The organism is Ruegeria sp. HU-ET01832, assembly GCF_040371315.1.
GTDB classification, from domain to species: domain Bacteria; phylum Pseudomonadota; class Alphaproteobacteria; order Rhodobacterales; family Rhodobacteraceae; genus Ruegeria; species Ruegeria lacuscaerulensis_A.
Window position 1 is genome coordinate 922,093 of sequence record NZ_BAABWL010000001.1, and the last position, 22,613, is coordinate 944,705.

General features: G+C 59.9%; 21 protein-coding genes. 5 read left to right on the forward strand and 16 right to left on the reverse strand.

Annotated elements, in window-relative coordinates; all coding sequences use genetic code 11:
• Window positions 1-4: 4 nt before the first annotated feature.
• Genes ABWV79_RS04650 through ruvC form a run of 4 tightly spaced genes read right to left on the reverse strand, consistent with a single transcriptional unit; the run spans window position 5 to window position 2,885 of the window.
• On the reverse strand, window positions 5-658 hold the full coding sequence (locus ABWV79_RS04650; protein ID WP_353390633.1) for a hypothetical protein: 654 nt from the start codon (window positions 656-658) through the stop codon (window positions 5-7).
• A 31-nt stretch (window positions 659-689) separates the two neighbouring features.
• Window positions 690-1,709 carry a Holliday junction branch migration DNA helicase RuvB gene (ruvB, locus tag ABWV79_RS04655; RefSeq protein ID WP_353390634.1) on the reverse strand — a complete coding sequence of 340 codons (1,020 nt, stop codon included), beginning with the start codon at window positions 1,707-1,709 and terminating at the stop codon, window positions 690-692.
• Window positions 1,710-1,713: 4 nt separating this feature from the next.
• Window positions 1,714-2,391: a Holliday junction branch migration protein RuvA gene (gene ruvA, locus ABWV79_RS04660; RefSeq protein ID WP_353390635.1), complete on the reverse strand. Its 678-nt coding sequence runs from the start codon at window positions 2,389-2,391 to the stop codon at window positions 1,714-1,716.
• Window positions 2,388-2,885 carry a crossover junction endodeoxyribonuclease RuvC gene (gene ruvC, locus ABWV79_RS04665; protein WP_170354909.1) on the reverse strand — a complete coding sequence of 166 codons (498 nt, stop codon included), beginning with the start codon at window positions 2,883-2,885 and terminating at the stop codon, window positions 2,388-2,390. The genes ruvA and ruvC overlap by 4 nt, the downstream gene beginning before the upstream one ends.
• Window positions 2,886-3,218: 333 nt before the next feature.
• Between ruvC and ABWV79_RS04670 the strand changes: the two genes are divergently transcribed.
• Window positions 3,219-3,431: a DUF1127 domain-containing protein gene (locus ABWV79_RS04670; protein ID WP_170753718.1), complete on the forward strand. Its 213-nt coding sequence runs from the start codon at window positions 3,219-3,221 to the stop codon at window positions 3,429-3,431.
• Window positions 3,432-3,537: 106 nt separating this feature from the next.
• Here the strand turns inward: ABWV79_RS04670 and ABWV79_RS04675 are convergent, their stop codons facing one another.
• The 4 genes from ABWV79_RS04675 to ABWV79_RS04690 all read right to left on the reverse strand — a co-directional run bounded on the left by ABWV79_RS04675 (window position 3,538) and on the right by ABWV79_RS04690 (window position 8,455).
• Entirely contained in the window at window positions 3,538-3,882 is a 345-nt protein-coding gene (locus tag ABWV79_RS04675) for a hypothetical protein (RefSeq protein WP_170355063.1), read from the reverse strand.
• 104 nt (window positions 3,883-3,986) lie between these two features.
• Window positions 3,987-4,859, reverse strand: a complete 873-nt coding sequence (locus tag ABWV79_RS04680) for a 50S ribosomal protein L11 methyltransferase (protein ID WP_353390637.1) — start codon at window positions 4,857-4,859, stop codon at window positions 3,987-3,989.
• Window positions 4,860-4,923: 64 nt separating this feature from the next.
• The gene (locus tag ABWV79_RS04685) at window positions 4,924-6,156 is read right to left on the reverse strand and encodes an MFS transporter (protein WP_170769953.1); all 1,233 of its coding nucleotides are present in this window, start codon (window positions 6,154-6,156) and stop codon (window positions 4,924-4,926) included.
• 73 nt (window positions 6,157-6,229) lie between these two features.
• Window positions 6,230-8,455 carry a primosomal protein N' gene (locus ABWV79_RS04690; RefSeq protein ID WP_502949843.1) on the reverse strand — a complete coding sequence of 742 codons (2,226 nt, stop codon included), beginning with the start codon at window positions 8,453-8,455 and terminating at the stop codon, window positions 6,230-6,232.
• Between the two features lie 59 nt (window positions 8,456-8,514).
• Here ABWV79_RS04690 and fsa point away from each other — a divergent pair, with 59 nt between their 5' ends.
• From fsa to ABWV79_RS04710, 4 genes are all read left to right on the forward strand, one after another.
• Complete coding sequence (gene fsa / locus ABWV79_RS04695) at window positions 8,515-9,168, forward strand: fructose-6-phosphate aldolase (RefSeq protein ID WP_170354905.1); 654 nt, start codon at window positions 8,515-8,517, stop codon at window positions 9,166-9,168.
• A gap of 200 nt (window positions 9,169-9,368) precedes the next feature.
• Window positions 9,369-10,076: a DUF484 family protein gene (locus ABWV79_RS04700; RefSeq protein ID WP_170354904.1), complete on the forward strand. Its 708-nt coding sequence runs from the start codon at window positions 9,369-9,371 to the stop codon at window positions 10,074-10,076.
• Window positions 10,073-10,993: a tyrosine recombinase XerC gene (locus tag ABWV79_RS04705; protein ID WP_353390641.1), complete on the forward strand. Its 921-nt coding sequence runs from the start codon at window positions 10,073-10,075 to the stop codon at window positions 10,991-10,993. Before ABWV79_RS04700 ends, ABWV79_RS04705 begins: the two co-directional genes overlap by 4 nt.
• A gap of 69 nt (window positions 10,994-11,062) precedes the next feature.
• Window positions 11,063-11,758 carry a CDP-alcohol phosphatidyltransferase family protein gene (locus tag ABWV79_RS04710; RefSeq protein ID WP_170354902.1) on the forward strand — a complete coding sequence of 232 codons (696 nt, stop codon included), beginning with the start codon at window positions 11,063-11,065 and terminating at the stop codon, window positions 11,756-11,758.
• On the opposite strand, the gene ABWV79_RS04715 is transcribed toward ABWV79_RS04710, so the two are convergent.
• From ABWV79_RS04715 to ABWV79_RS04750, 8 genes are all read right to left on the reverse strand, one after another.
• The gene (locus ABWV79_RS04715) at window positions 11,755-12,222 is read right to left on the reverse strand and encodes a hypothetical protein (RefSeq protein ID WP_170354901.1); all 468 of its coding nucleotides are present in this window, start codon (window positions 12,220-12,222) and stop codon (window positions 11,755-11,757) included. The genes ABWV79_RS04710 and ABWV79_RS04715 overlap by 4 nt on opposite strands.
• Window positions 12,223-12,298: 76 nt before the next feature.
• Complete coding sequence (locus ABWV79_RS04720; RefSeq protein WP_170354900.1) at window positions 12,299-12,754, reverse strand: methylated-DNA--[protein]-cysteine S-methyltransferase; 456 nt, start codon at window positions 12,752-12,754, stop codon at window positions 12,299-12,301.
• Window positions 12,755-12,878: 124 nt separating this feature from the next.
• Window positions 12,879-15,782, reverse strand: coding sequence for an isoleucine--tRNA ligase (ileS, locus tag ABWV79_RS04725; protein ID WP_353390643.1), 2,904 nt, complete (start codon window positions 15,780-15,782; stop codon window positions 12,879-12,881).
• A 162-nt stretch (window positions 15,783-15,944) separates the two neighbouring features.
• Window positions 15,945-18,638, reverse strand: a complete 2,694-nt coding sequence (locus ABWV79_RS04730; RefSeq protein WP_353390644.1) for a DUF2339 domain-containing protein — start codon at window positions 18,636-18,638, stop codon at window positions 15,945-15,947.
• A gap of 263 nt (window positions 18,639-18,901) precedes the next feature.
• A complete protein-coding gene (locus ABWV79_RS04735; RefSeq protein WP_353390645.1) occupies window positions 18,902-19,612 on the reverse strand; it encodes a VIT1/CCC1 transporter family protein in 711 nt (236 codons plus the stop codon).
• Window positions 19,613-19,666: 54 nt separating this feature from the next.
• Window positions 19,667-20,656: a YcjF family protein gene (locus ABWV79_RS04740; protein ID WP_353390646.1), complete on the reverse strand. Its 990-nt coding sequence runs from the start codon at window positions 20,654-20,656 to the stop codon at window positions 19,667-19,669.
• On the reverse strand, window positions 20,649-21,104 hold the full coding sequence (locus ABWV79_RS04745; protein ID WP_353390647.1) for a GNAT family N-acetyltransferase: 456 nt from the start codon (window positions 21,102-21,104) through the stop codon (window positions 20,649-20,651). The genes ABWV79_RS04740 and ABWV79_RS04745 overlap by 8 nt, the downstream gene beginning before the upstream one ends.
• Window positions 21,101-22,513, reverse strand: coding sequence for a YcjX family GTP-binding protein (locus ABWV79_RS04750; RefSeq protein ID WP_353390648.1), 1,413 nt, complete (start codon window positions 22,511-22,513; stop codon window positions 21,101-21,103). Before ABWV79_RS04750 ends, ABWV79_RS04745 begins: the two co-directional genes overlap by 4 nt.
• Window positions 22,514-22,613: the final 100 nt, after the last annotated feature.

The following is a 22,613-nucleotide window of genomic DNA, read 5'->3' on the forward strand; positions in this document are numbered from 1 at the left end:
CGACTTAGTGGCTTGCCTGCAGACGCGCGAACAATCGTAAAGCATGTGCAGAATCCTGCGTTGCCCCTGGCAGCACGGGGTCGTAAGCGGCCCGGATCAACGCGGCGACATCGGGGCGCAAAACTGTTGTTTCACCGGCCACAGCCAACGGTGATTGCGCCCGAAAAGCGGTGTCAGACCAAAGCAATATTGTCTGCACCACCTGGCTAAGCGCCAGGGTTTCAGCCGGAACTTGCGACAGCTCATTGTCCATGCGCAGAAAGACAAACGCCGCCCGAATTGCACCATCCTCTTCGAACCGGAAAACGCGGTATTGATTGGCATCTGCCGCGACCAGTCGATCCACCAAAGGCGCAAGGTCGGGGATGAGGCGGTCCAGATCGGGAACCTCCAGCAACTCCTTCCAGTCGCGGAAAAAGAAGACCATGCAGTTTGCGCCCAACTCGGGGTCGGTTTCTGCCATCTTGTGCCCGGCCAAGGTTACAACCGCCTCAAACGCGCCTTTGACGGTGGCGAGCGTACCGTCCTGCACCCCAAAAACGATCGGGACGATTGGGCGTCCCCAGCGGGCGAACAGGAACTCTCCGCATTCGCGGGTGAACAGGGTTTGTATGTCTTCAGGGGTCACACGCAATCCTCGACACTGGGTGGCTGCCATGGCGCACCCATAAAAGTTCTGGTCTCAGGCTTCAACCAAACAGATCGCTTTGCCCCTTGGGCGCGGCCATACCCAGATGCGTCCACGCCTTTTGCGCCAGCATCCGCCCACGGGGCGTTCGTTGGATCAGACCCTGCTGCAACAGGTATGGCTCGATCACCTCTTCCAACGAATCCCGACTTTCCGACAGCGCCGCCGAGAGCGTTTCGATCCCCACCGGTCCCCCAGCGTAATTTTCGGCAATCAGCTTGAGATAGCGCCGATCCGCACCGTCCAGACCCAGATTGTCGACGCCCAAACGGGTCAGAGCGCCATCGGCCAGTTCCTGCGTGATCCGCCCGTCGCCTTCGACGATGGCGAAATCCACCACCCGACGCAGCAGCCGCCCCGCGATGCGCGGCGTGCCACGCGACCGGCGCGCGATTTCACGCGCGCCTGCTTCATCCGCTGGGGCGCCCAGCTTGCGGGCATTACGGGTGACGATCTCGTGCAGTTCATCGACGGTGTAGAATTGCAGCCTTGTCGGAATGCCGAAACGGTCGCGCAAGGGCGTGGTCAGCAGACCCATCCGCGTGGTCGCGCCGACCAGCGTAAAGGGCTGCAGCTCAATCCGTACGGTGCGCGCGGCGGGGCCTTCGCCGATCACCAGATCCAGCTCGAAATCCTCCATCGCCGGGTACAGCACTTCTTCGACGGCGGGGTTCAGCCGGTGAATCTCGTCGATGAACAACACGTCGCGCGATTCCAAATTGGTCAGGATCGCCGCCAGATCGCCCGCTTTGGCTAGCACCGGGCCAGAGGTCATGCGGAAATTCACCCCCAGCTCGCGCGCCATGATCTGCGCCAGCGTTGTCTTGCCAAGGCCCGGAGGGCCATGAAACAGCGTATGGTCCATCGCCTCGCCCCGCTGACGGGCCGATTGGATGAAGATGCGTAGGTTGGCGCGTGCTTCGGCCTGACCGATGAATTCATCCAATCCCTGAGGACGCAGGGCGCGATCGTTATCCTCGGGCAAAGGGTCAGGGCGCAGGGTTGGATCGGCGTCAGTCATTCATTCAGCCTTTCGGAGCCAGCAGTTTCAACGCCGCCCGGATCAACTCGGCCTCGCCCGCATCCGGCAGGCTGGCCGCAGCTTCAGCCACGGCCGAGGCCGCCTCGGACGGGCCGTACCCCAGATTGGACAGCGCCGACAACGCACCAGCCGAGGCCGCCGCATTGCCCGAGGCCGGTTTCGCCGCGCGTTTCGGCGCAGGCTCGGACTCAACCAATTCGACCGTTTCCAGCACAGGGCCATCCATCGCCTCGGTCACGGTGCCGCCCATGGCCATCACACCCGGCGCTTTGTCTTTCAGGTCCAGAACGATGCGCTGCGCCGTCTTCGGCCCCACGCCCTTGGCCGCCTTGACCGCGCCCCAATCGCCCAAGGCAATCGCGCGGCTGACGCCATCTGGGCCAAGCGCCGACAAGATCGCCAAAGACACTTTGGCCCCCACGCCCTGAACGGAACACAGCAGCCGATGCCATTCCTTTTCGACCAAAGACAAGAACCCATACAACTGCATCAGGTCTTCACGCACCACCATGTCGGTATAGATCGAGACCGCCTCACCCACGCCCGGCAGCGCCGCCATGGTCCGGTCCGAGCAATAGACGATATACCCAACTCCGCGCACGTCGATCAGGATGTGATCCGCCGCGCGGTAATCCAGCCGCCCTGTGAGTTTTCCGATCATGCCCGTACCTCTTTCATCCGCGCCTGCGGCGCCGTGCCGTAGTAGGAATGACAGATCGCAATCGCCAGCGCATCTGCCGCATCCGCGCCTTTGGGCTGACACCCAGGCAGCTGCAGCTTTACCATGTGCAAGACCTGCTCTTTCTCGGCGTGCCCGACACCTACCACCGTTTTCTTAACTCGGTTCGGCGCGTATTCCCCTACCGGCAACCCCGCCTGCGCCAAAGTAAGCAGCGCAACCCCGCGCGCCTGACCCAGTTTCAGCGTTCCAGCGCCATCCTTGTTCACGAAAGTCTGCTCGATCGCGGCTTGATCGGGTGCGTGTTCGGCGATTACCTCGACAATCTGGTTGTGCAGAGACAACAGCCGCTCACCCAAATCATCCCCATCCGATTTGCACAGCCCGTTGGCCACATGGCTCAGGCGGCTGCCATGCGATTCGATGACGCCCCATCCCAGGGTTCGTAGCCCCGGATCAATGCCCAAAATCCGCATGTTGTGCCCCAGCCTGCTCGGGTTTTTGTGATCTTTCTTACGGGTTAGCACGAAGCGTGAACATTTTCCAAGCGAATTGACGGGCGGGCTAAAAACGACAGACCTGTTTCGCCACCGACAAATCAGTCAATTTACGACAGCGGAAAGCCTGTTTTCGACATGTTTTATGACCGTAAAATGGCCATAATATTAAGGGGTTTTCACAAATTCCGAGACTTGCAAAAAACGCATAGGACACATGCGTTTTCATCACTTGCAGTGTCAGAACGACATCCCTAAATGCCCGTCAAATCGAATGACACTCATGGAACTCTAACCAGAAGGAAACAGGATATGGCTGCACTGGATACCACCCGCGCCACCACTGGCTCATTCGGCCCTGCTGGCCGTATCGGTGGAATTTTTGCATCGGCCGCAAACGCCGTTATTGAATGGAATGACGCCCGCATGACCCGTAATGCGCTGAGCGGTCTGACAGATCGCGAACTGGAAGATATCGGTCTGTGCCGGGGCGACATCGACGTCGTGGCAGAAGGCCGCCGGTAGGGATTAGCACACCCCCACCACTCACAAGCCCCTTTCTCCCTCGGGGGCAAAGAAGAACGCCGCGCATTCATCTATGCGCGGCGTTTTTCGTCAGAGCAGACGAAACTCAGGGCAAATATTTGGCGACCTGAGTTGAGAGAAACGAAGAAAGCGGATCAATCTGCATGATCCACGCACCAGCTTTTTCGACCTGAGTGCCTTCGGCAAGGCTGTCCACGCGATACTGATACCCGCCAGAACCTAAGCTCGTAAGCAAGAAAGTTTTGAATGCGATAAAGCCCAAAAAAGCCATCACAAGAACTTTGAACGGCACAGCCGACTGAACACGCTGCGGCCTCATTACTACAAGACCATCTTTGCGCATCGTCGCGCGATAGCCTCGGCTGAGTTTTGCGTGCTTTTTGTTCAGGCGATGAATGCGCTGATCAAATTCCAGTTGTTTTCCAGTCATGGCAGCCTCCACAAACCGCCCCCGATATCTATGCTTGAACGGTAAAAAGAGATTGCGCCAAAAAAGTGGCAGGAATCCACAAAACTCCTGTAAATGGCCCGAATTTAGCCCTGTTTGCTTAAGATTAGCGTCGTCCACTCGCCAATCCGGGATATTTGGGTAAGATTTAACTCGTTTTGAGAATAAACCGAGACCACATCATCGGCCTGTTCGTTCAGGATTCCAGATAGAATCGCATACCCGCCAGCGTTCAGATTCGCCCCGATCTCGGGTGCCAACGCGACTAGAGGGCCTTTCAGGATGTTGGCAAAAATCAGATCGTAGGGCGCATGCGCTTTCAGGTCGGGATGGTCGAACCCCGCCGCCTCGACACACTGCACCTGTCCGGCCATGCCATTAGCTTTCAGGTTCGCCTCGGCCACATCGACGGCCACCTGATCAATATCGCTGGCGATGATATCACCCCGCCAGACCCGCGCTGCGGCCATGGCCAGAACAGCGGTGCCGCAGCCGATATCGGCCACCTTCGTCGCCTCGAACCCCTCATTCAGCAGATGATCCAGCGCCTTTAGGCACCCCAGCGTCGTCCCGTGGTGCCCGGTGCCAAAAGCCATCGCGGCCTCGATCAGCAAAGGTATGCGGCCTTCGGGCAGTTTGTCCGCGTCGTGGCTGCCATAGACAAAGAAGCGCCCGGCCTCTACCGGGGCGAGTTCGCGGCGCACATGAGCGACCCAATCGGTTTCGGGCAGTTCCGAGACGACAAAGGGTTTGGCCTCGAACGCGGCGGTCAGAACGGCCAGCGCGGTTTCATCCGGGGTTTCGGTGAAATAGCCACCAACTTCCCACAGGCCCGAGCCGTCCTCGACCTCGAACACACCAACGCCGGTGGGTTCCGGCTCCAGACGCTCCATTGCTTCGCCCAAGCCTTCGGCGGCTTTCTTGCCCATCAGAGTGGTCAGCGCAGTGAATGTGGGCATGGGGGCCTCCTGTTTGGGTTTCCCCTGCGCCTAGGCCGCCGGGCAGGCAAGGTCAAGCGCTGGCTTATTCCGCAGGGGCCGGAGCGTATTTTGACAGGATGGTTTCATTGCCCGGCTCGGGGTGGCGCGGGATCAGCAACGACAAGGCCAGCGAGATCATCGCCATCGCTGCCGCCAGCGTAAACACCGCGCCGGGCGAGACCACCCACAGCAAACCCAGCAACGCAGGCAAGAATACAGCGGCAATGTGGTTGATCGTGAACGCCACGGCTGCGGTTGGTGCGATATCGGCAGGGTCGGCGATTTTCTGGAAATAGGTTTTCAGCGCCAGCGCCAGCGCGAACAGCACATGGTCAATCACATAAAGGATCGCGGCCAGCACCACGCCCCAGCCGAACCAGTAGATACCGCCATAGGCCGCGAACACGATGGCCAGACCGGCATATTCAAAGATCAGCGTGCGGCGCTCGCCGAACACGGACACGGCTTTGCCCAGCATCGGAGCGGCGGCCATGTTGATCACCAGATTGATCAGATAGAGGCTGGTTAGCTCATGCACCTCGAACCCAAATTTCTCGACCATCATGAAGCCTGCGAAGACGACAAAGATCTGCCGCCGGGCACCGGCCATGAATTGCAGGGCGTAATACAGCCAATAGCGTTTGCGCAGGATCAGTTTCTTGGTCTGCGGCGTTGGCGCATCGAATTGCGGGTAAGCCAGCAGGCAGAACAGCGCCAACAGGGCCGTCACGCCGCCCGCCGCCATGAAGACGAAGTTATAGGACAGATCGAACCGGTCCCATGTCAGTACGATCAAACCGTACACCACTGCTGTCGCCGCTGAGCCCATCGCGACCAGCCAGCCCAACACCTGCGGTGCGCGATCCTTGGGCAACCATTGCAGCTGCAGCGACTGGTTTACCGTCTCGTAATAGTGAAACCCGATCGAGCTGAACAAGGTCACAAACAGCAGCCCGCCAAGGCTGGGGAACCACGCCGTGATCGCCGTCGCAACGCCCAGCATCATTAGCGAGATCATCGCCAGCACTTGCTCGCGGATAAAGATGATCACCGCAATCACACCAACGGCCAGAAAGCCCGGAATTTCGCGAACGGTGTGCAGCAGACCAATATCCGCTCCGTCGAAATTCGCCACTTCGATGACGAAATTGTTCAGCAGCGCGCTCCACGCGTTGAACGCAATGGGCATCATCAACGCCATCATGAACAAGAGCGTTATGGGACGGCGCCAGAACGGAAGGCTCTGCGCATCAGAGAGCGGCATGGGTTTCAGCATGACACCGCTCTACGCTCATTTTTTCGGTTTGGCGAGGGGGCAGACGCACAGGCGGTCTGCACCGGTGCAGAGGTCAGTAAAAACTCTGCGGGTCGATATCGACGGTCAGGCGGATATCGCCCTTCAGACGCAGGGGCGCAATCCAGCGGGCGATAGCATCCTGAATCGGCGCGCCTTTGGGGGCTTTGACCAGCAGGCGTACACGGTGCCGCCCGCGTATTCGTGCTATTGGCGCGGGCGCAGGTCCGAAGACTTGGGCATCTATGGCGCGTAGCGGCGCATCGTTGCGTGCCATCGCGTTGCCGATGTCGAAAACCGGACCGACCTCGGGCCCGGACAGCACGATCCCGGCCATGCGCCCATAGGGCGGGACGCCTGCGGCCTGACGCCCGGCGGCCTCGGCCTTCCAGAACCCTTCTTCATCGCCTGACAGAATGGCGCGGATCACCGGGTGTTCAGGCTGAAACGTCTGCAACAGCGCCTGCCCCGGCTTATCCGCCCGTCCCGCCCGGCCTGCAACCTGCCGCATAAGCTGGAATGTGCGCTCCGCTGCCCGCAGGTCGGCCCCGTGCAGCGACAGGTCGGCATCAATCACCCCGACCAGCGTCAGCTTGGGAAAGTTGTGCCCCTTGGCCACCAGCTGCGTGCCGATGACAATATCCGCGTCGCCCTCGGCAATCTCTTCGATCTTGGCCTTCAGCGCGCGGGCCGAACCGAACAGATCGGAACTGAGCATTGCGATCTTGGCCTCGGGGAAGGTCGCCTCCGCCTCTTCGGCCAGCCGTTCGATCCCCGGACCAACCGGAGCAAGCTTGCCTTCGACCCCGCAGGACGGGCAGGTGTCGGGCATCGGCTTGGTCTCACCGCATTGGTGGCACATCAGGCGTTTAAGGAACCGGTGTTCCACCATCCGCGCATCGCAATGATCACAGGCAATTTGTTCGCCGCACGCCCGGCACAGCGTCACTGGCGCATAGCCACGGCGGTTGATGAACAGCAGTGACTGTTCCCCGCGTTCGATCCGTTGCCGCACTGCCTGCCGCAGCGACGGCGAAGTCCACGTCCCCGGCTGCATCTGCTCGGCCCGCATGTCGATGGGCTTCATCTCGGGCAGCACTGCCGCCCCAAAGCGCGAGGTCAGGTCCAGCCGCTCATATTTTCCGGCCTCGGCATTGGCCCAGCTTTCCAACGACGGCGTCGCGCTGGCCAGAATCACGCGTCCCCCGCAGATCGAGGATCGCAGCACCGCCATATCCCGCGCGCTGTAATGCACGCCGTCTTCCTGTTTATAAGAGGTGTCGTGTTCTTCATCGACCACCACCAACCCCAGATCGCGGAACGGAAGAAACAGCGCCGAGCGCGCGCCGACGACCAGTTGCGCTTCCCCCTGCCCGACCATGCGCCAGACCCGGCGGCGCTCGGTCATGGTGGCACCCGAGTGCCATTCGGCAGGCCGCGCGCCGAACCGCGCCTCGACCCGCGTCAGGAATTCGGCGGTCAGGGCGATCTCGGGCAACAGAACCAGCGCCTGCCGCCCCATGCGCAGAGCTTCGGCGACGGCCTCTAGGTAAACCTCGGTCTTGCCCGAGCCGGTGACACCCTTCAGCAGTGTCGTGCCATAGTCGCCGGACCGTTGCCCGGCCTGCAAGCGCGCGACAGCGTCGGCCTGATCCCCGGTCAGCGTCTTGCCCGGCAAGTCCGGATCCAGCCGGGGATAGGGCAAATCACGTGGGCTGTCTTCCTCGCGCACCGCGCCTTGCTTGACCAACCCCTTGACGACCGAGGACGTCACCCCCGCCTGCTCGGCTAGTTCCTTCAACGTGAACGCCAACCCTCCGTATTCGCGCAGCACCTCAAGCACTCGGGTCCGCGCGTCGGTCATACGGTCGGGTTCGGCATCACCCAAACGATAGATTTTTCGCATCGACGGCGGATCGCCCAACCCCGGCGCGCGGGTTGCCAGCCGCAGCATCGCAGGCATCGGTGTCAGCGTATAATCGGCCACCTTGCCCAGAAACAGACGCATCTCTTCGCGCATCGGCGCGACCTCAAGCACACGGATCACGGATCGCGCCTTGGCCAGATCAAAACCGCCCTGCCCCGGCCCCCAAACCACACCCAGTACCTTGCGCGGGCCCAGCGGCACCTCGACAAACGCGCCCAGAAAACACCCGCCCTCGGGCGCTTTATAATCCAGCGTCCGGTCCAAGGGCTGTGTGGTCAGCACAGCCACCAGCTCACCCTGGTCGAAATACTCCTGCGCGCTCACCGCATCTCCTCGGGTCGGGGGTTTCAGCATCGGTGTTATTGGGGTAAAGCCATCCGCGACCAAGGCCAACCCATCAAAGGACTGCCCTCATGAAATTCTTCGTAGACACAGCCGAGATCGACGCCATCGCCGAACTGAACGATCTGGGCATGGTGGACGGTGTGACCACCAACCCCTCGCTGATCCTGAAATCAGGTCGTGACATTCTGGAAGTCACCAAAGAGATCTGTGATCTGGTCGACGGCCCCGTATCCGCCGAAGTCGTCGCCACCGAAGCCGACGACATGATCGCCGAAGGCCGCAAGCTGGCCCAGATCGCGCCGAACATCGCCGTGAAAGTTCCGCTGACATGGGCAGGGCTGAAAACCTGTAAAACCCTTTCTGACGAAGGCCAGATGGTCAACGTGACGCTCTGCTTTTCGGCCAATCAGGCGCTGCTCGCCGCCAAGGCAGGTGCGACCTTCATCTCGCCCTTCATCGGACGTCTGGACGACATCAACCTCGACGGCATGGACCTGATCGCCGATATCCGCCAGATCTATGACAATTACGGGTTCGAGACCGAAATTCTGGCCGCGTCCATCCGCACCGTGAACCACGTAACAGACAGCGCCCGCATCGGCGCCGACGTGATCACCGCTCCGCCTGCCGTAATCAAGAAACTGGCCGATCACCCGCTGACCGACAAGGGGCTTGAAACCTTCCTGGCCGACTGGGCCAAGACCGGTCAGAAAATCCTCTGACCCCTGAAGCTGCCGCGCGGTGCTGCAAGGCACCGCGCCCGGCTCAACTGCCAGCCCTGATCGCAGATCAGGGTCTTGCAGGCGGGAGAGGCCTCCGTTGCGCAAAAGACGGGAAATCCTTCCGCAAGCTCACTTTTCCCAAGGCAAATCGGTCCAGCCGTGCTATAAGGCGGCAAAACATAAAAAAGACCGGACGGGACATGAGCAGCAATACCAAACTCAAGGACACTCTCCGCGAGGCGATTCTGGCCGAGCCTGACGCAGTTCTCGACGACAAGGACCTGATGCAGGCGCTTGTCGCCGCCAACGAACGGGCGCGCGGAGACAACATCATCGACCTGCGTGGCATCGCCATGCAACGTCTCGAAGCACGACTGGATCGGCTTGAAGACACGCACCGTTCGGTGATCGCCGCCGCTTACGAAAACCTTGCAGGCACCAATCAGGTCCACCGCGCAATCTTGCGCCTGCTGGAGCCCACAGGGTTCGAAGACTTCCTGCGCACGCTCGGTACGGATGTGGCCGAGATATTGCGCGTTGATCGCATCACTCTGGTGCTGGAAACCACTGCCCTGCAGCAAGACCCGGCTATCGAGAAACTGGGCGGTGCATTGGCCGTTGTCGAACCCGGTTTTGTCGACAACTACCTGACATTCGACCGCAGCGGCCCCGCACGTGAGGTCGTGTTACGTGAAGTCATTCATCCCACCCACCGCATATTCGGCGAGCAAGCCGACCACCTGCGCTCTGAGGCGTGCATGAGACTGGATCTTGGCGAGGGTCGCCTGCCGGGCATGATTATCATGAGCGCGAAGGACCCCAACCATTTCACTCCGCAACTGGGAACAGATCTGCTGACCTTTTTCGCCGGCGTGTTCGAACGTTCAATGCGCAACTGGCTGTCATGAGCCTGATCTCTCCGGCCTGCCGCGACGCGTTGCAGCATTGGCTTGAGGGACTTGTGGCCCTGTCCGGGCGCTCGGAAAATACGCAGGCCGCCTATCGCAGCGACGTGGCCGAATTCTTGTCGTTCATGACTCTGCACCACAGCGAACGCCAGGGGCTGGCCGCTTTGGCGCGAATTACAGTATCCGACATGCGCGCCTGGATGGCCGATCAGCGCAGTTCCGGCGTCGGCGCAAGGTCCTTGGCGCGCAAGCTATCTGCAGTTAAAACCTTTTATCGCTGGCTGGCGGAACGGGAAGGGTTCGAGCCGACAGCCGTTTTGTCAACGCGTGCCCCCAAATTCACCCAAAAGCTACCCCGCCCCGTGGTCGAAGACGCCGCCCTCGCCTTGATAGAAACAGTCGAGCTGCAATCGACCAGCGATTGGATTTCGGCCCGCGATGCGGCCGTAGTCACCTTGCTTTATGGCTGCGGCCTACGGATTTCCGAAGCCCTTTCCCTGACTGGTGCCGACGCTCCTCTACCCCAATCGCTGCGAATCGTCGGCAAAGGCAACAAAGAACGGATCGTGCCGGTCTTGCCTGCCGCAGGGGCGGCCGTCGATCGTTACGCGACCCTGTGTCCGCATCCGCTGGCCAAAGACAAACCTCTGTTTCGCGGTGTGCGGGGTGGCGCGCTGAACCCTCGCGCCATTCAGGCGGTTATGGCAAAAGCCCGTCAGCAACTTGGGCTTCCTGCTACAGCGACCCCACACGCCATGCGGCACAGCTTTGCAACCCACCTTTTGTCCGCTGGAGGGGACCTGCGCGCGATACAAGAATTGCTGGGTCATGCCTCACTTTCAACCACACAGGCCTATACCGCCGTCGACACAACCCGTCTGATGGAGGTGTACGACCGCACCCATCCCAAGGCGTGACGCAATGCATTTTCGCATGTCCCGGCTTTTTGCTTTGCATCTTTGGCACGCTTCGTACATGACACGCGAATGACACTCAGATTCAAAGCTCTATCCGTTCATCTTTTCACTGCAACCGGTGCAGTTTTTGCCATGCTCGCCATGCTGGCCGCCGTCGAGGAAAAGTGGAGCCTGATGTATCTGTGGCTGGTTGTGTCTTTCATCGTGGATGGAATCGACGGCCCTTTGGCGCGGCATTACCACGTCAAGCACAATGCGCCTGAATTCGATGGTGTTCTGCTAGATCTGATCATCGATTACCTGACATATGTTTTCATCCCCGCCTTCGCCCTGTTTAAATCCGGACTGATGGACGGTTGGACCGGCTGGTTCGCCATCATCGTCATCACCTTTGCCAGCGCCATGTATTTCGCGGATACGCGGATGAAGACCAAGGATAACTCGTTCTCCGGCTTTCCCGGCTGCTGGAATATGTTCGTCATCGTGATCTTCGCGCTCGAGCCGAATTTCTGGGTGATCCTGCTGCTGGTCTCGCTGCTGTCGCTGGCGATGTTCCTACCGCTGAAATTCGTCCACCCCGTCCGCACCGAGCGCTGGCGCAATTTGACCCTGCCGATGGCGCTTGCCTGGACATTCTTCGCAGGCTGGGCCGCCTGGGTCGATTTCCACCCCGAAAGCTGGGCACACTGGGGGCTCGTTATCACCAGCCTCTACCTGGTGTTTGCAGGGATCGCCCAGCAGGTGATCCCCCAGCGCAAAAGTTAAAGAACCTCCTGCACCTCGAACTCGGTGCCGTTATGGGTGAAAACGTCGCCTTCTTGCAGCCCCGTCATCGTTAGATAAATCGGGCTTTGGGTTGAGATGCCCATATAGGTCTTGCCCTCAACCTCGAACCGCGTGGTCGATACACAGACGACAAAGCGCCTATTGTTGAACTTGACCACTGCTCCGGGCTTGACCGTATCAGTCACACTGAAATCGGTGTTCTCGATCACGTCGATCTTGGCGTGATGCGCCTGAACCGGCGCATCAAACGCCGCCGCCAGATCCGCACTTTCCCGAGAGGCCGCAATGTCGTCCTTGTCATGTCCTTCGCGATCATCCAGCTGCGACTCTTTCATGAACGCATCGTAATGGGCCTGAGCGGTTGCCAGTTCCTGTTCTTCCAACGACATCAGGCGGTCAATAATGGCCTTCTTACGAGCGGCAGGGTCTGTATGAGCTGTCATGATCTTTGATCCCTTGAGTTCTCAATATGAGATAAATTGAGCTTCAAGCAACGGGATTGCAACAGAAATCCGCTCCTCAGATCAGCAAACCCGCCGCCCGTTCGTGTCGCAGTAAGGCGACCTTGGTCTCCACACCGCCCTCGCCCGAGAACCCGCCCAGCCCGTTTGCCGCCAACACCCGATGGCACGGGATGATAACGGGAATTGGATTGGCTCCGCAGGCTTGTCCTACGGGTTGCGGCGGCTGGCCCAGCTCTTTGGCGATCTCGCCATAGGTCCGCGTTTCACCCAGCGGAATGGCAAACATCAGGTCGCAAACCTGCCGCTGAAACTTCGATCCGGCGATGTGGTATGGCAGATCAAACCGGTCCAACTGCCCCCGGTCATAGGCCCGCAATTGCGCCGCAGCCTCACGCAACAAAGGCGTGACCGGCCCGTCATCCACCCCGTCCCAAACCAGACGCGTCAGCGCCCCATCGGTTTCCTCAACCCCAAGGCGGCCAAACTGAGTATCAACGGCAATCATCGGCATAGAAAAAGGGTTGCAGATGTTTCGCCAAACCCGCAACCCCAATCAGAGCGATCCGCCCCTTCATCTGGCCATAAATACCTCGGAGCGCGAGGCAGAGCCTCGCAAAACTCCAAAGCCAGAGACGTTACGCCAACGCCTCGTCACAGCGACCGCAGACACCCGCATGGGCATGAAGACCCACATCCGGCAAGATCTTCCAGCACCGCTGACATTTCTCGCCTTCGGCCTTTTCAAACACCACCGCAACGCCCTCGATCTCGGGCACACGGAAAGCCTCTGCCGGCGCAGGATCACCACTGACTGTCAGGCCTGAGGTGATGCACATGTCGTCTACATCAAACGTGGCCAGCAGATCGCGGGTTTCCTGATCCTCGACATACACAATCGGAGCAGCCTCAAGGCTGGAACCGATCACTTTGTCCTGACGCTGGATTTCCAACGCTGCGGTGACGGCACGGCGCACGCGGCGCACCTTGGCCATGGCGGCCTCAAGCTCGGCATGTCGCCAATCGGCGGGCGTGTCCGGGAAATCCACAAGATGGACCGAACTGTCATCGCCCGGGAACCGCTCCAGCCAGACCTCTTCCATGGTGAAGACCAGAACCGGGGCCAGCCATGTGGTCAGGCGGTGGAACAGGATGTCCAGCACAGTTCGCGCGGCGCGGCGGCGCAGGTTGTCGCCATCGCAATAGAGCGCATCCTTGCGCACGTCGAAATAGAACGAGGACAAATCGACCGTGGCAAAGGTGAACACGGCGCTGAACACGCCCTGGAAATCGAAGGCGGCATAGCCCTTACGGACCTGTTCATCCAGATCGGCCAGACGGCTCAGCACCCAGCGCTCCAGGCGCGGCATGTCTTGCGGTTCAACCCGGTCGGCTTCAGTGAAATCCGCCAGCGATCCCAGCATGAACCGCATCGTGTTGCGCAAACGGCGATAACTGTCGGCAGTGCCTTTCAGGATCTCAGGCCCGATCCGCTGGTCGGCGGTATAGTCGGTCTGGGCCACCCAAAGACGCAGGATATCGGCACCGTATTGCTTGATGACCTCTTCCGGCACGATGGTATTGCCCAGCGATTTGGACATCTTGTTGCCCTTGGCATCCAGCGTAAAGCCATGAGTCACCACGTTGCGATAGGGCGCACGGCCCTTAGTGCCACAAGCCTGCAGCATGGACGAATGGAACCACCCGCGATGCTGGTCGGTGCCTTCCATATAAACGTCGGCGATACCATCCTCGGTCCCGTCCTCGCGGTCGCGCAGAACAAAGGCGTGAGTCGAGCCAGAGTCGAACCAAACGTCCAGCACGTCGAACACCTGATCGTAGTCATCCGGGTTGGCGATGCCGTCTAGCATCTGTTCCTTGAACCCATCGGTGTACCAGATATCCGCACCGTTTTCTTCGAACGCAGCCTTGATGCGCGCGTTCAGATCGGCGTTACGCAGCAGGTAGTCCGCGTCGGTGGGCAGGGCGCCCTTCTTGGTGAAACAGGTCAGAGGAACACCCCAGGCGCGCTGGCGGGACAGAACCCAGTCCGGGCGCGCTTCGATCATGGAATACAGGCGGTTACGGCCCGTCTGCGGGGTCCATTTCACCAGTTCATCAATCGAGCGCAGGGCGCGTTCGCGGATGGTGTCGCCCATCTCTCCCATGCCATCGTCCAGCTTGCGGTCCACGGATGCAAACCACTGCGGCGTGTTGCGATAGATGATCGGAGCCTTCGAGCGCCACGAATGCGGATAGCTGTGCTTGATCTTGCCGCGCGCCAGCAGCCCACCGACCTCTGCCAGCTTGTCGATGACGGCTTTGTTTGCATCACCTTCGCCACCTTTGCGGGACAGAATGTATTTGCCGCCAAAGAAAGGCAGATCGGCACGGAACGAGCCGTCGTCCATCACGTTATAGGTGATGACCTGCTCGAGCATGCCCAGATCGCGGTACAGCTCAAATTCTTCCATACCGTGGGACGGCGCGCAGTGGACGAACCCCGTACCTTCAGTATCGGTCACAAACTCAGCGGCGCGGAAGTCGCGGATGTCGTCCCATTCGCCATTGCCGCCCTCGGCCCCGGCCAGCGGGTGGGTCAGTTGCACACCTGCCAGCTCATCCGCGGTCACGTCGCGGACACGGGTCCACTGGTCGTCGTTCAAACGGGCACGGCCTAGCACATCAGCAGCCAGATTATCGGCCAGCAGGAACTTGTCACCCACAGCGGCCCAGCATTCCTCGGGCGCTCCGACGACTTCGTAGAGGCCATACGAGATATCCTTGCCGTACACGACCGCCTTGTTCGATGGCATGGTCCATGGAGTCGTCGTCCAGATCACCACAAACGCATCATCCAGATCACCCGCATTCACGACCTTGAACTTCACCCAGATGGTGAAGCTTTCCTTGTCGTGATACTCGACCTCGGCCTCTGCCAGAGCGGTCTTTTCCACCGGCGACCACATCACGGGTTTGGACCCCTGATAGAGCGTACCGTTCATCAGGAACTTCATGAACTCATCGGCGATCACGGCCTCGGCGTGATAGTCCATGGTGATATAGGGATCGGCCCAGTTGCCAGTGATGCCAAGGCGCTTGAACTCGTCGCGCTGGATATCGATCCAGCCTTCGGCGAACTTGCGGCATTCCTGACGGAAATCGACGACGTTCACCTCGTCCTTGTTCTTGCCCTTCTTGCGGTATTGCTCTTCGATCTTCCACTCGATGGGCAAGCCGTGGCAGTCCCAGCCGGGAACATAACGCGCGTCGTGGCCCATCATCTGATGGCTCCGCACGATCATGTCCTTGATGGTTTTATTCAGCGCGTGTCCGATATGCAGATGGCCGTTCGCGTAGGGAGGGCCATCGTGCAAAGTAAAGGGCGTGCGGCCTTCCTTCTCGCGCAGGCGGTCATAGACGCCGATGGTTTCCCAACGCTCCAGCCATGCGGGTTCGCGCTTGGGCAGGCCAGCGCGCATGGGGAAATCGGTTTTGGGCAGGTTCAGCGTGTCTTTGTAATCAGGTGTTTCGGCGCACATTGGGGGCGTCCTTTGGATGATCTGGTCGTGTGGATCGAAGCGGTCGGTGCGAGGTCTCAAACACCTTTGCCCGGCGTCTCAGGATGTCAGAGCGCCGGGGATATAATTCGAATAATGATGGCCATCCGGTCATACATGGCCGCGCTTATAGGACGCCCGCCCTCAATGGTCCAGAGGTTCCGGCCCATGCGGCGAATGGCGCAACTGCGCCCAGCGGTTAAGCCACGCCAGACCCGCCAAAGCCAACCCCAAAGCCAGCAACGAGAACACCCGGATCAGCCCGCCCAGCCCGGCGATGTCGATCAGAAACACCTTGGCCACCGCCAGCCCAATCACCGCCAGCCCGGCTTTGCGCATCAGGTCGGATCGGCGCGCCAGCGACTGGTAGAAAACCACCGCCCCGATTACCAGAAGAGCAATGGTGTAAGTGTAAAGCTCGGGCTGGGTCACGCCGTTGCCCTCATACATGCCGGCCGCGCCCTGCCAAACATGACGGATCATCAGCCCCAACCAGACAGCCGTCAATCCACCGCTCAAGCCCCAACTGGCGCGCTTCAGCCACAGCGGAGTCGCATGAATCCTCCAGACCGACAGCCCGACTGCCAGTGCAGGCAACAAGTAAGCGACCGCAAGCGTGTTCAATAACGGCAGACCCAGAACCGGTGACGCAACCTTGTTAAGCAGCGGGTTCGCATCAACCAACGTCTGAACCAATCGGAAAAGACCATGCCCGGCAAAAAACGCCGCAAGCAAATAGCGAGCATAGTTCAGCTTTCCGCCCAGTTCGAACCGCTGAATCTGCGCGAAGGCCAGAAGCAACCAGATGATCGCCAGTAAGCCCAGCCCCCAGTGGCTATTAGTGGCGTTGCCCTCGCCAAAACTCTGCAACCAGCGTTCCAGCAGCAAAGACAGCAATATACCCCCGGTGGCCCAGGTGGCGCTCTCTAGCAATAGAGTTGCAACAGGCCGATTCATTGAGCGGATCAGCAACCAACCCGCCAGGAAACCAAGGGTTGCGACTGCGTAGACCAGCGTCATTTCAAGGATCGCGGCGGTACCGGCCCAATCAAGCCCCGGGTTCAACACCAGCCGCACCGTGACTGTGAAGACACCAGCCCAGATGAACCAGCTCATCGGCGGCAGGTTGAATTTGCGATCCAGCACGGCGGCCACGACTACCATCGCGACCAGAGCAATGGTCAGCGCCGCAGAACTCAGGACAATAACGCAGGCAAAGGTCAAACAGGATAAAGCCGAGAGCGTCGCCAGCGACGCGCGCATCCGTTGATCTCCGTCAACGCGCGAAAAACGCTCGGCAAAGATAACCATCAACGCACCCAATGCGATACTATGCAGTGCCCACGGGTAGGCTCCGATCACAGTCGCAGGGTGCCAGCCGACCTCAAGAGCGATGGCCAACGCGGGCGCAAAGACCGCAGCGGCGCCAGCCCACCCGGCCGCATATTTGTGCGCATGCATCGAGCGCCAGGCTGCAGTGACGGAAATCACCCCACCCAGAATGATCAAGACCGTGACCACCCAGGGGTAATCCGCTTCGGCGGTTTCGGCATAGGTCTCAGCGAAGTGGCGCAGAACGATGCCGTTATCCCAGCCATGCATCAGAACGAACCAGACAAGGCCCAGCGCTGGCAATATCGTCGCATCCTGCAATGCCTCCGCCCGCCTACCCCACAGCATCAATCCAAGCGCCAGCCCTGCCAGCAAGGTAACGCCCAGCCAGAACTCCGCCGGGCTATCAGCCCAATGCACCGAAAGAATCGCGGAACTAACGGCGACCGCGCCAAAGGCAACCCGCGTGGGAAATTCGGGCCATGCATCGCCCGTTTTGCGACTGATGATCTGGCTGATCATCGCGCCCTCATGATCGGGCCAGACACGCCGAATTGGTATCGCAATGGAAATCACGGCCAACGCTGTGACGCAGATCAGGTAATACGGTTCTGTCAGCGGTGAGGACAGCACCAGCAGCAGGCAAGCGGCATAGGCACCAAACAGAGTCAGGACGGATATCCACGCCCAGCGGCGCACTGTGTCGATCCCCAATCCCAAAACGGCGATCACAAAGAAATAGGCATATAGCCAGCCCGGATCCTTGGACGTGCCGCCAACAACAAAGGGGGCTGCAAAGGCCCCGATCAGACCGACAGCAGCCAGCAAGGGGCCGTGGAACCAGCCAAGGATCAATCCCAACAGGGCAACAACGACCATCGCAATCAACGCGCTTTCGGGGCCGATCAAGTCGTAGAGCTGCCTAGCAGCAAGAATGCCTCCGAACAGGGTAACCAGACCGGCGCCCGAGAAAACCGAGGGCAAATATGCGGTGGCCGAGGCTTCATCATCTCCAAACCTGCGGCGGATCACTTCTCCGGCCACGATCAACACCACACCGAAACTCAACGCGGCAATCACACGGGCGGACGGAGGCAACAACCCATTTTCGACACCGTATTGAACCAAGAATATCCCTGCCAACGCCAGTGAAAGGGCGGACACCACATAAAACCAGTTCTCTCGCAACCAATTCGAGAGCGCAGTAAACCGGTCCTCACGAAACACTACGGCGGCAGGCGGTGTCTGCTCGGCAGCGGGTTGGGGTGTCTGCGCCTTGGACCACGGGGCGGGTTTCAGCGCTTTGTCCGGTTTTTCGGTCGGCTTGCGCGGTTCGGGTTGGGGTGGTGCATCGCTGGTTTTGGAAACATCCCCACCCAGCGCGCGAAGATCCTGCTCTAACTGCTCAACCCGACGGCGCAGGCGGATGTGACTTACAATCAGAAAAATGATGCCTACCGGGATGGCCAGCACGATCAATCCAACAAGAACAAGCAAGGATTCCAATGGGCTCTCCGGTTGGTTTCACCGCCAGGCTACCCGAGACATGCATTGGGCAACAGTCAGAAAATCCGCCAGTTCGCAGGCATAACTCAGGGCTAAATGCAGCCAGACGTGAGGCGCACGATTAACTGCCCGAAGATGATCTGCACCACCGCAATCGCCGGAAACCCGCAACTAAAGTAGTTGTTGGACAGGTAATGAAAGGCCCGAGTTTATTTTTGTTACCGTCAACAAGCACCTGCGCCAAGCTGGATCAATCTAGCCCGTCAAGGATGAAACAGCGACCCGACTAGATACGCGATCAAGGCAGCAGCACCACCGATCAACAACGTCTCGCCCCCGGATCGCCACCAAGGTGCCAGCGACCACCGGCTTTTGAGCGCACCGATGGCAAAAAACACGGCCATTGTCATCCAGGCGGAAATGGTAAAAGCCTGATCCACCCCGGCGAGGAAGGGCAACAGCGGCACCATCCCCGCGATCAGGAATGCCCAAAAGGTCGCCATCGCAGCCTTTAGAGGATGAGGGTCGACACTGCCCAGCCCGTATTCCCCTTCGATCATCAGATCGATCCAGTTGTCGTGGTTTGCAGTGATTGCGTCGGTCGCCTCGTCCAGCACCCGCCCCGACAGACCTTTCTGCGCCAAAATCTCGCGCACTTCTTCTCGCTCGCCGTCGGGGTACAAGTGGATATGCCGTTCCTCGATCGCGCGGATGCGGCGAATGTTGTCCAATTCAGCTTTTGTGCCGGAATAGTTGCCCGCCGCCATCGAGAAGCCATCTGCCAAAACATTGGCCAGCCCCAACGCCACGATAATGAACGGAGAAAGGCCAGCCCCAGCAACCCCGGCCACGATCGCAAAGGTGGTCACTGATCCGTCGATGCCCCCATACACGACATCGCGCAGCACGCCGCGGCCGGGTGGCGCGTTGATACGCTCGGCTATTTCCTGTTGGCTGTGTCCGTGCTCGGTCATGGCTGGCTCCGGGTCTGGTATGCCATCCAGTGGACGTCAGCACCTTGCGGCAGGTCAAGTTTTGGAAAACAAACCCGCCAAGGCCCGCTTGATCATTCCCCTTGTCGAGGGTTTGTGACGGTCAGAGAAGGGCAAAGGTCGACAAACCTCCATTGCGGCCACACCGACACGGGCACTGAGGGCCCCATTGACCAGACCTTCGCCGAATCTTCTGGACAGTTTGCTAAGAACCGAGCCGCCCAAAACGGGCTCCAGCAGGTCATCGCCAACCGCGACTGCTCCGGTTGCGACCAGATGAACAAAAACCGCACGGGTCAGCCGCCAACTCCCCAGAAACCCGGCGCGACCGCCATAGATTTCAGCAACGCGCCGGATCATCCGAAGCGACGCAGCCAAAGCCGTGGCGACATCTGCCAACGCCAGAGGCACCAGGGCCGTAACAGTGGCCACCTGACGGGCGGCCGCTTCGACCTCGCGGCTGGCGGCGGCGTCCAATGGGGCAAGCAATTCATCTTCGGCCAAGGTCAGCAGCCCAGAGGCGTCGAACTGTTCCCCCATACGTTCGGTCAGCTTGTCACGACCCCATTTGGTTTCATCCCGACCCTTGTAAAAAGCAATAAGCTTGGTCGTAACCGCGCGTGCCTGTGCCAGATCATCCTCGGCCAGCGCCGTGTCCGCCGCTTGCCTTATCCCGTCAACACGAGACAAACGTGCGATTGCCGCCAATTCACGCAGCGCGATGATCAGGGCGACCAACACCAGCGCTGCAAAAAGCCCCGTCACGACCCATCCCAAAACCGGCGCACGCAGCAAAAGCCCGTTCACAAAGTCCCACGCCGCGATGGACACAACTGCGCCAACGGCAGTTAAGGCCAGCCCCCAGAACCAACGCGCCAGCCGCGAGGGCCTGCGAGCTGCAAGCCGGACCACGCCCTGCATCGCCTGCCCTTGAGGTTGCCCGATCTCAGGTACCGGAGGCGCCTTCGCCACGTCCACAGTGGGCTCGTCCGCTTCGAGGTCGATCAGCACGGGACCTTTAGCCATTTTCTGCCCCCTCTCGTATCCAGACATATTTAATGTCCGGCAGGTTTTCATCGTTATCGGCCCCATCGCTACGCGCAACTTCGACAAATCCGTTATGTTCGTAGAACCGCCGCGCGGGCAGATTGGCTTGAAACGCGAACAGCGAAAGCTGCGTGCGCCGGGATTTGGCATGGTCCAGCAGGTGTCGTCCGATGCCTTGCCGTCGGGCAGAGGCTTTCAGGTACAAGGAATGAATTTCTGTCCCGTTCAAAGCCAGAAAACCCACCACGCGGGCGTCCAGTTCAGCCACTGTGACCCAATCCTGATCTATCATACGGCCACAGAAAGCGATGGTCTCGGCCTGAGTGTGCAGCTCTGGCATCCAGTCGTTCTCGCGCGCGAAACCGTGCAGAATCTCTCCGGTCGCACCGGCATCGGTGCTGCGAGCCGGGCGCAGAGTTGCGATCACAGGCGATCTCCGATCAGAAACTGCGCTGCGCGATCCAGCCTAATATGGGGCGGTCCATCTCCGGGGCGCAGGGTCAATTTGGCGGGGGCGAATGACATGAAGCCGTATTCGGCGTCAAGCCAACCTTCGGCCCCATTGCGCGCCGCCCCCAACAGTTTCAAAGGGTCATCCGGCAATTCGCCCGGATAAAACGCCGCCTGTTTGCCATCCATCAACGTTCCTCGAACGCAGGGCAATTCTACCCCATCATGCAAACGCATTTCCTCGGTTGTCGCGCGCAATGAGGCCATCGATAAGGCCGTCGTGTCCGCCCCGGCAAAGCTGGCCCTGTCGCGGGCGTCACGAATTAGCGCCTCCATGATATGGGTCAGACGTTGATGTTGTTGGTGGTGCAAGTGGTCGGCCTTGGTGGCGGCAAACAGAATGCGCTCGACCCGTTTTCCAAGCAGCAATCGGCTTAGCCAAGCGTTTCGGCCGGGACGGAATGCGGACAGGATATCTGCCATCGCGCGGCGCATATCTTCGACCGCTTGCGGACCCTTATGAATCGCGCCCAGCGCATCCACCAGAACGACCTGCCGGTCGATCCGCGCGAAGTGATCCCGAAAGAACGGCTTAACGACCTGCGACTTATATGCCTCGAACCGCCTGGCCATTTCGCGGTGCAGGCTGCGCCGGGGCGCTGGTCCATCAACCGGCAGCGGCGCGAATGTCAACACCGGCGAACCAGCCAGGTCACCGGGCAACAAAAAACGCCCCGGTGTGCAATCATAGAACCCCGCATCACGGGCCGCGTTCAGATACTCTGCAAACGCTTTCGCAAGCGCCTGAGCGGTGGGTTCGTCATGCGTGTCCGCCGGATCGGCAGCATTAGCCTGAGTGAGAAACGTGGCAGCCTGTGGACGCGCGGTAATGCGTTCGAGCGTCTCTGCCGACCAAGCCTCATAGGTTTTGTCCAACAATGCCAGATCCAGCAGCCATTCACCCGGATAGTCGACAATATCCAGGTGCACAGTGCGTGGTCCCTGCAAACCCGACAAAAGTCCGGACGGACGTGCTTTGAAGGACAAGCGCAACTCGGACACGGCGCGGGTGCTGTCTGGCCAGTGTGGCTGAGGCCCGGTCAACGCCGCAAGGTGGTTTTCATAATCGAACCGAGGCACGGTGTCGTCGGGCTGCGGCTGCAAGTAAACCGCATTGATCCGCCCCTCTTGCTGCGCCACCAATCCGGGCATTCGCCCACGGTCCAGCAGGTTTGCCACCAGTGACGTGATGAATACCGTTTTGCCGGACCGCGCCAAACCGGTCACGCCCAGCCGGATCACTGGTTCAAAAAAGGCTTCTGACACGGTATCGCCCACGGACTCGACGCCGCGCACCACACTGTCTGCCAGGGAAGAGATGACCAAACCGTCGCCCCGCTTTTATTGTTTCGCTCAAGATAGGTAGCCACCGCCTTACATGCCAGCGCTTTCCCGCTCTTGCCCGTGGCGGCGCGTCGCGCTACCA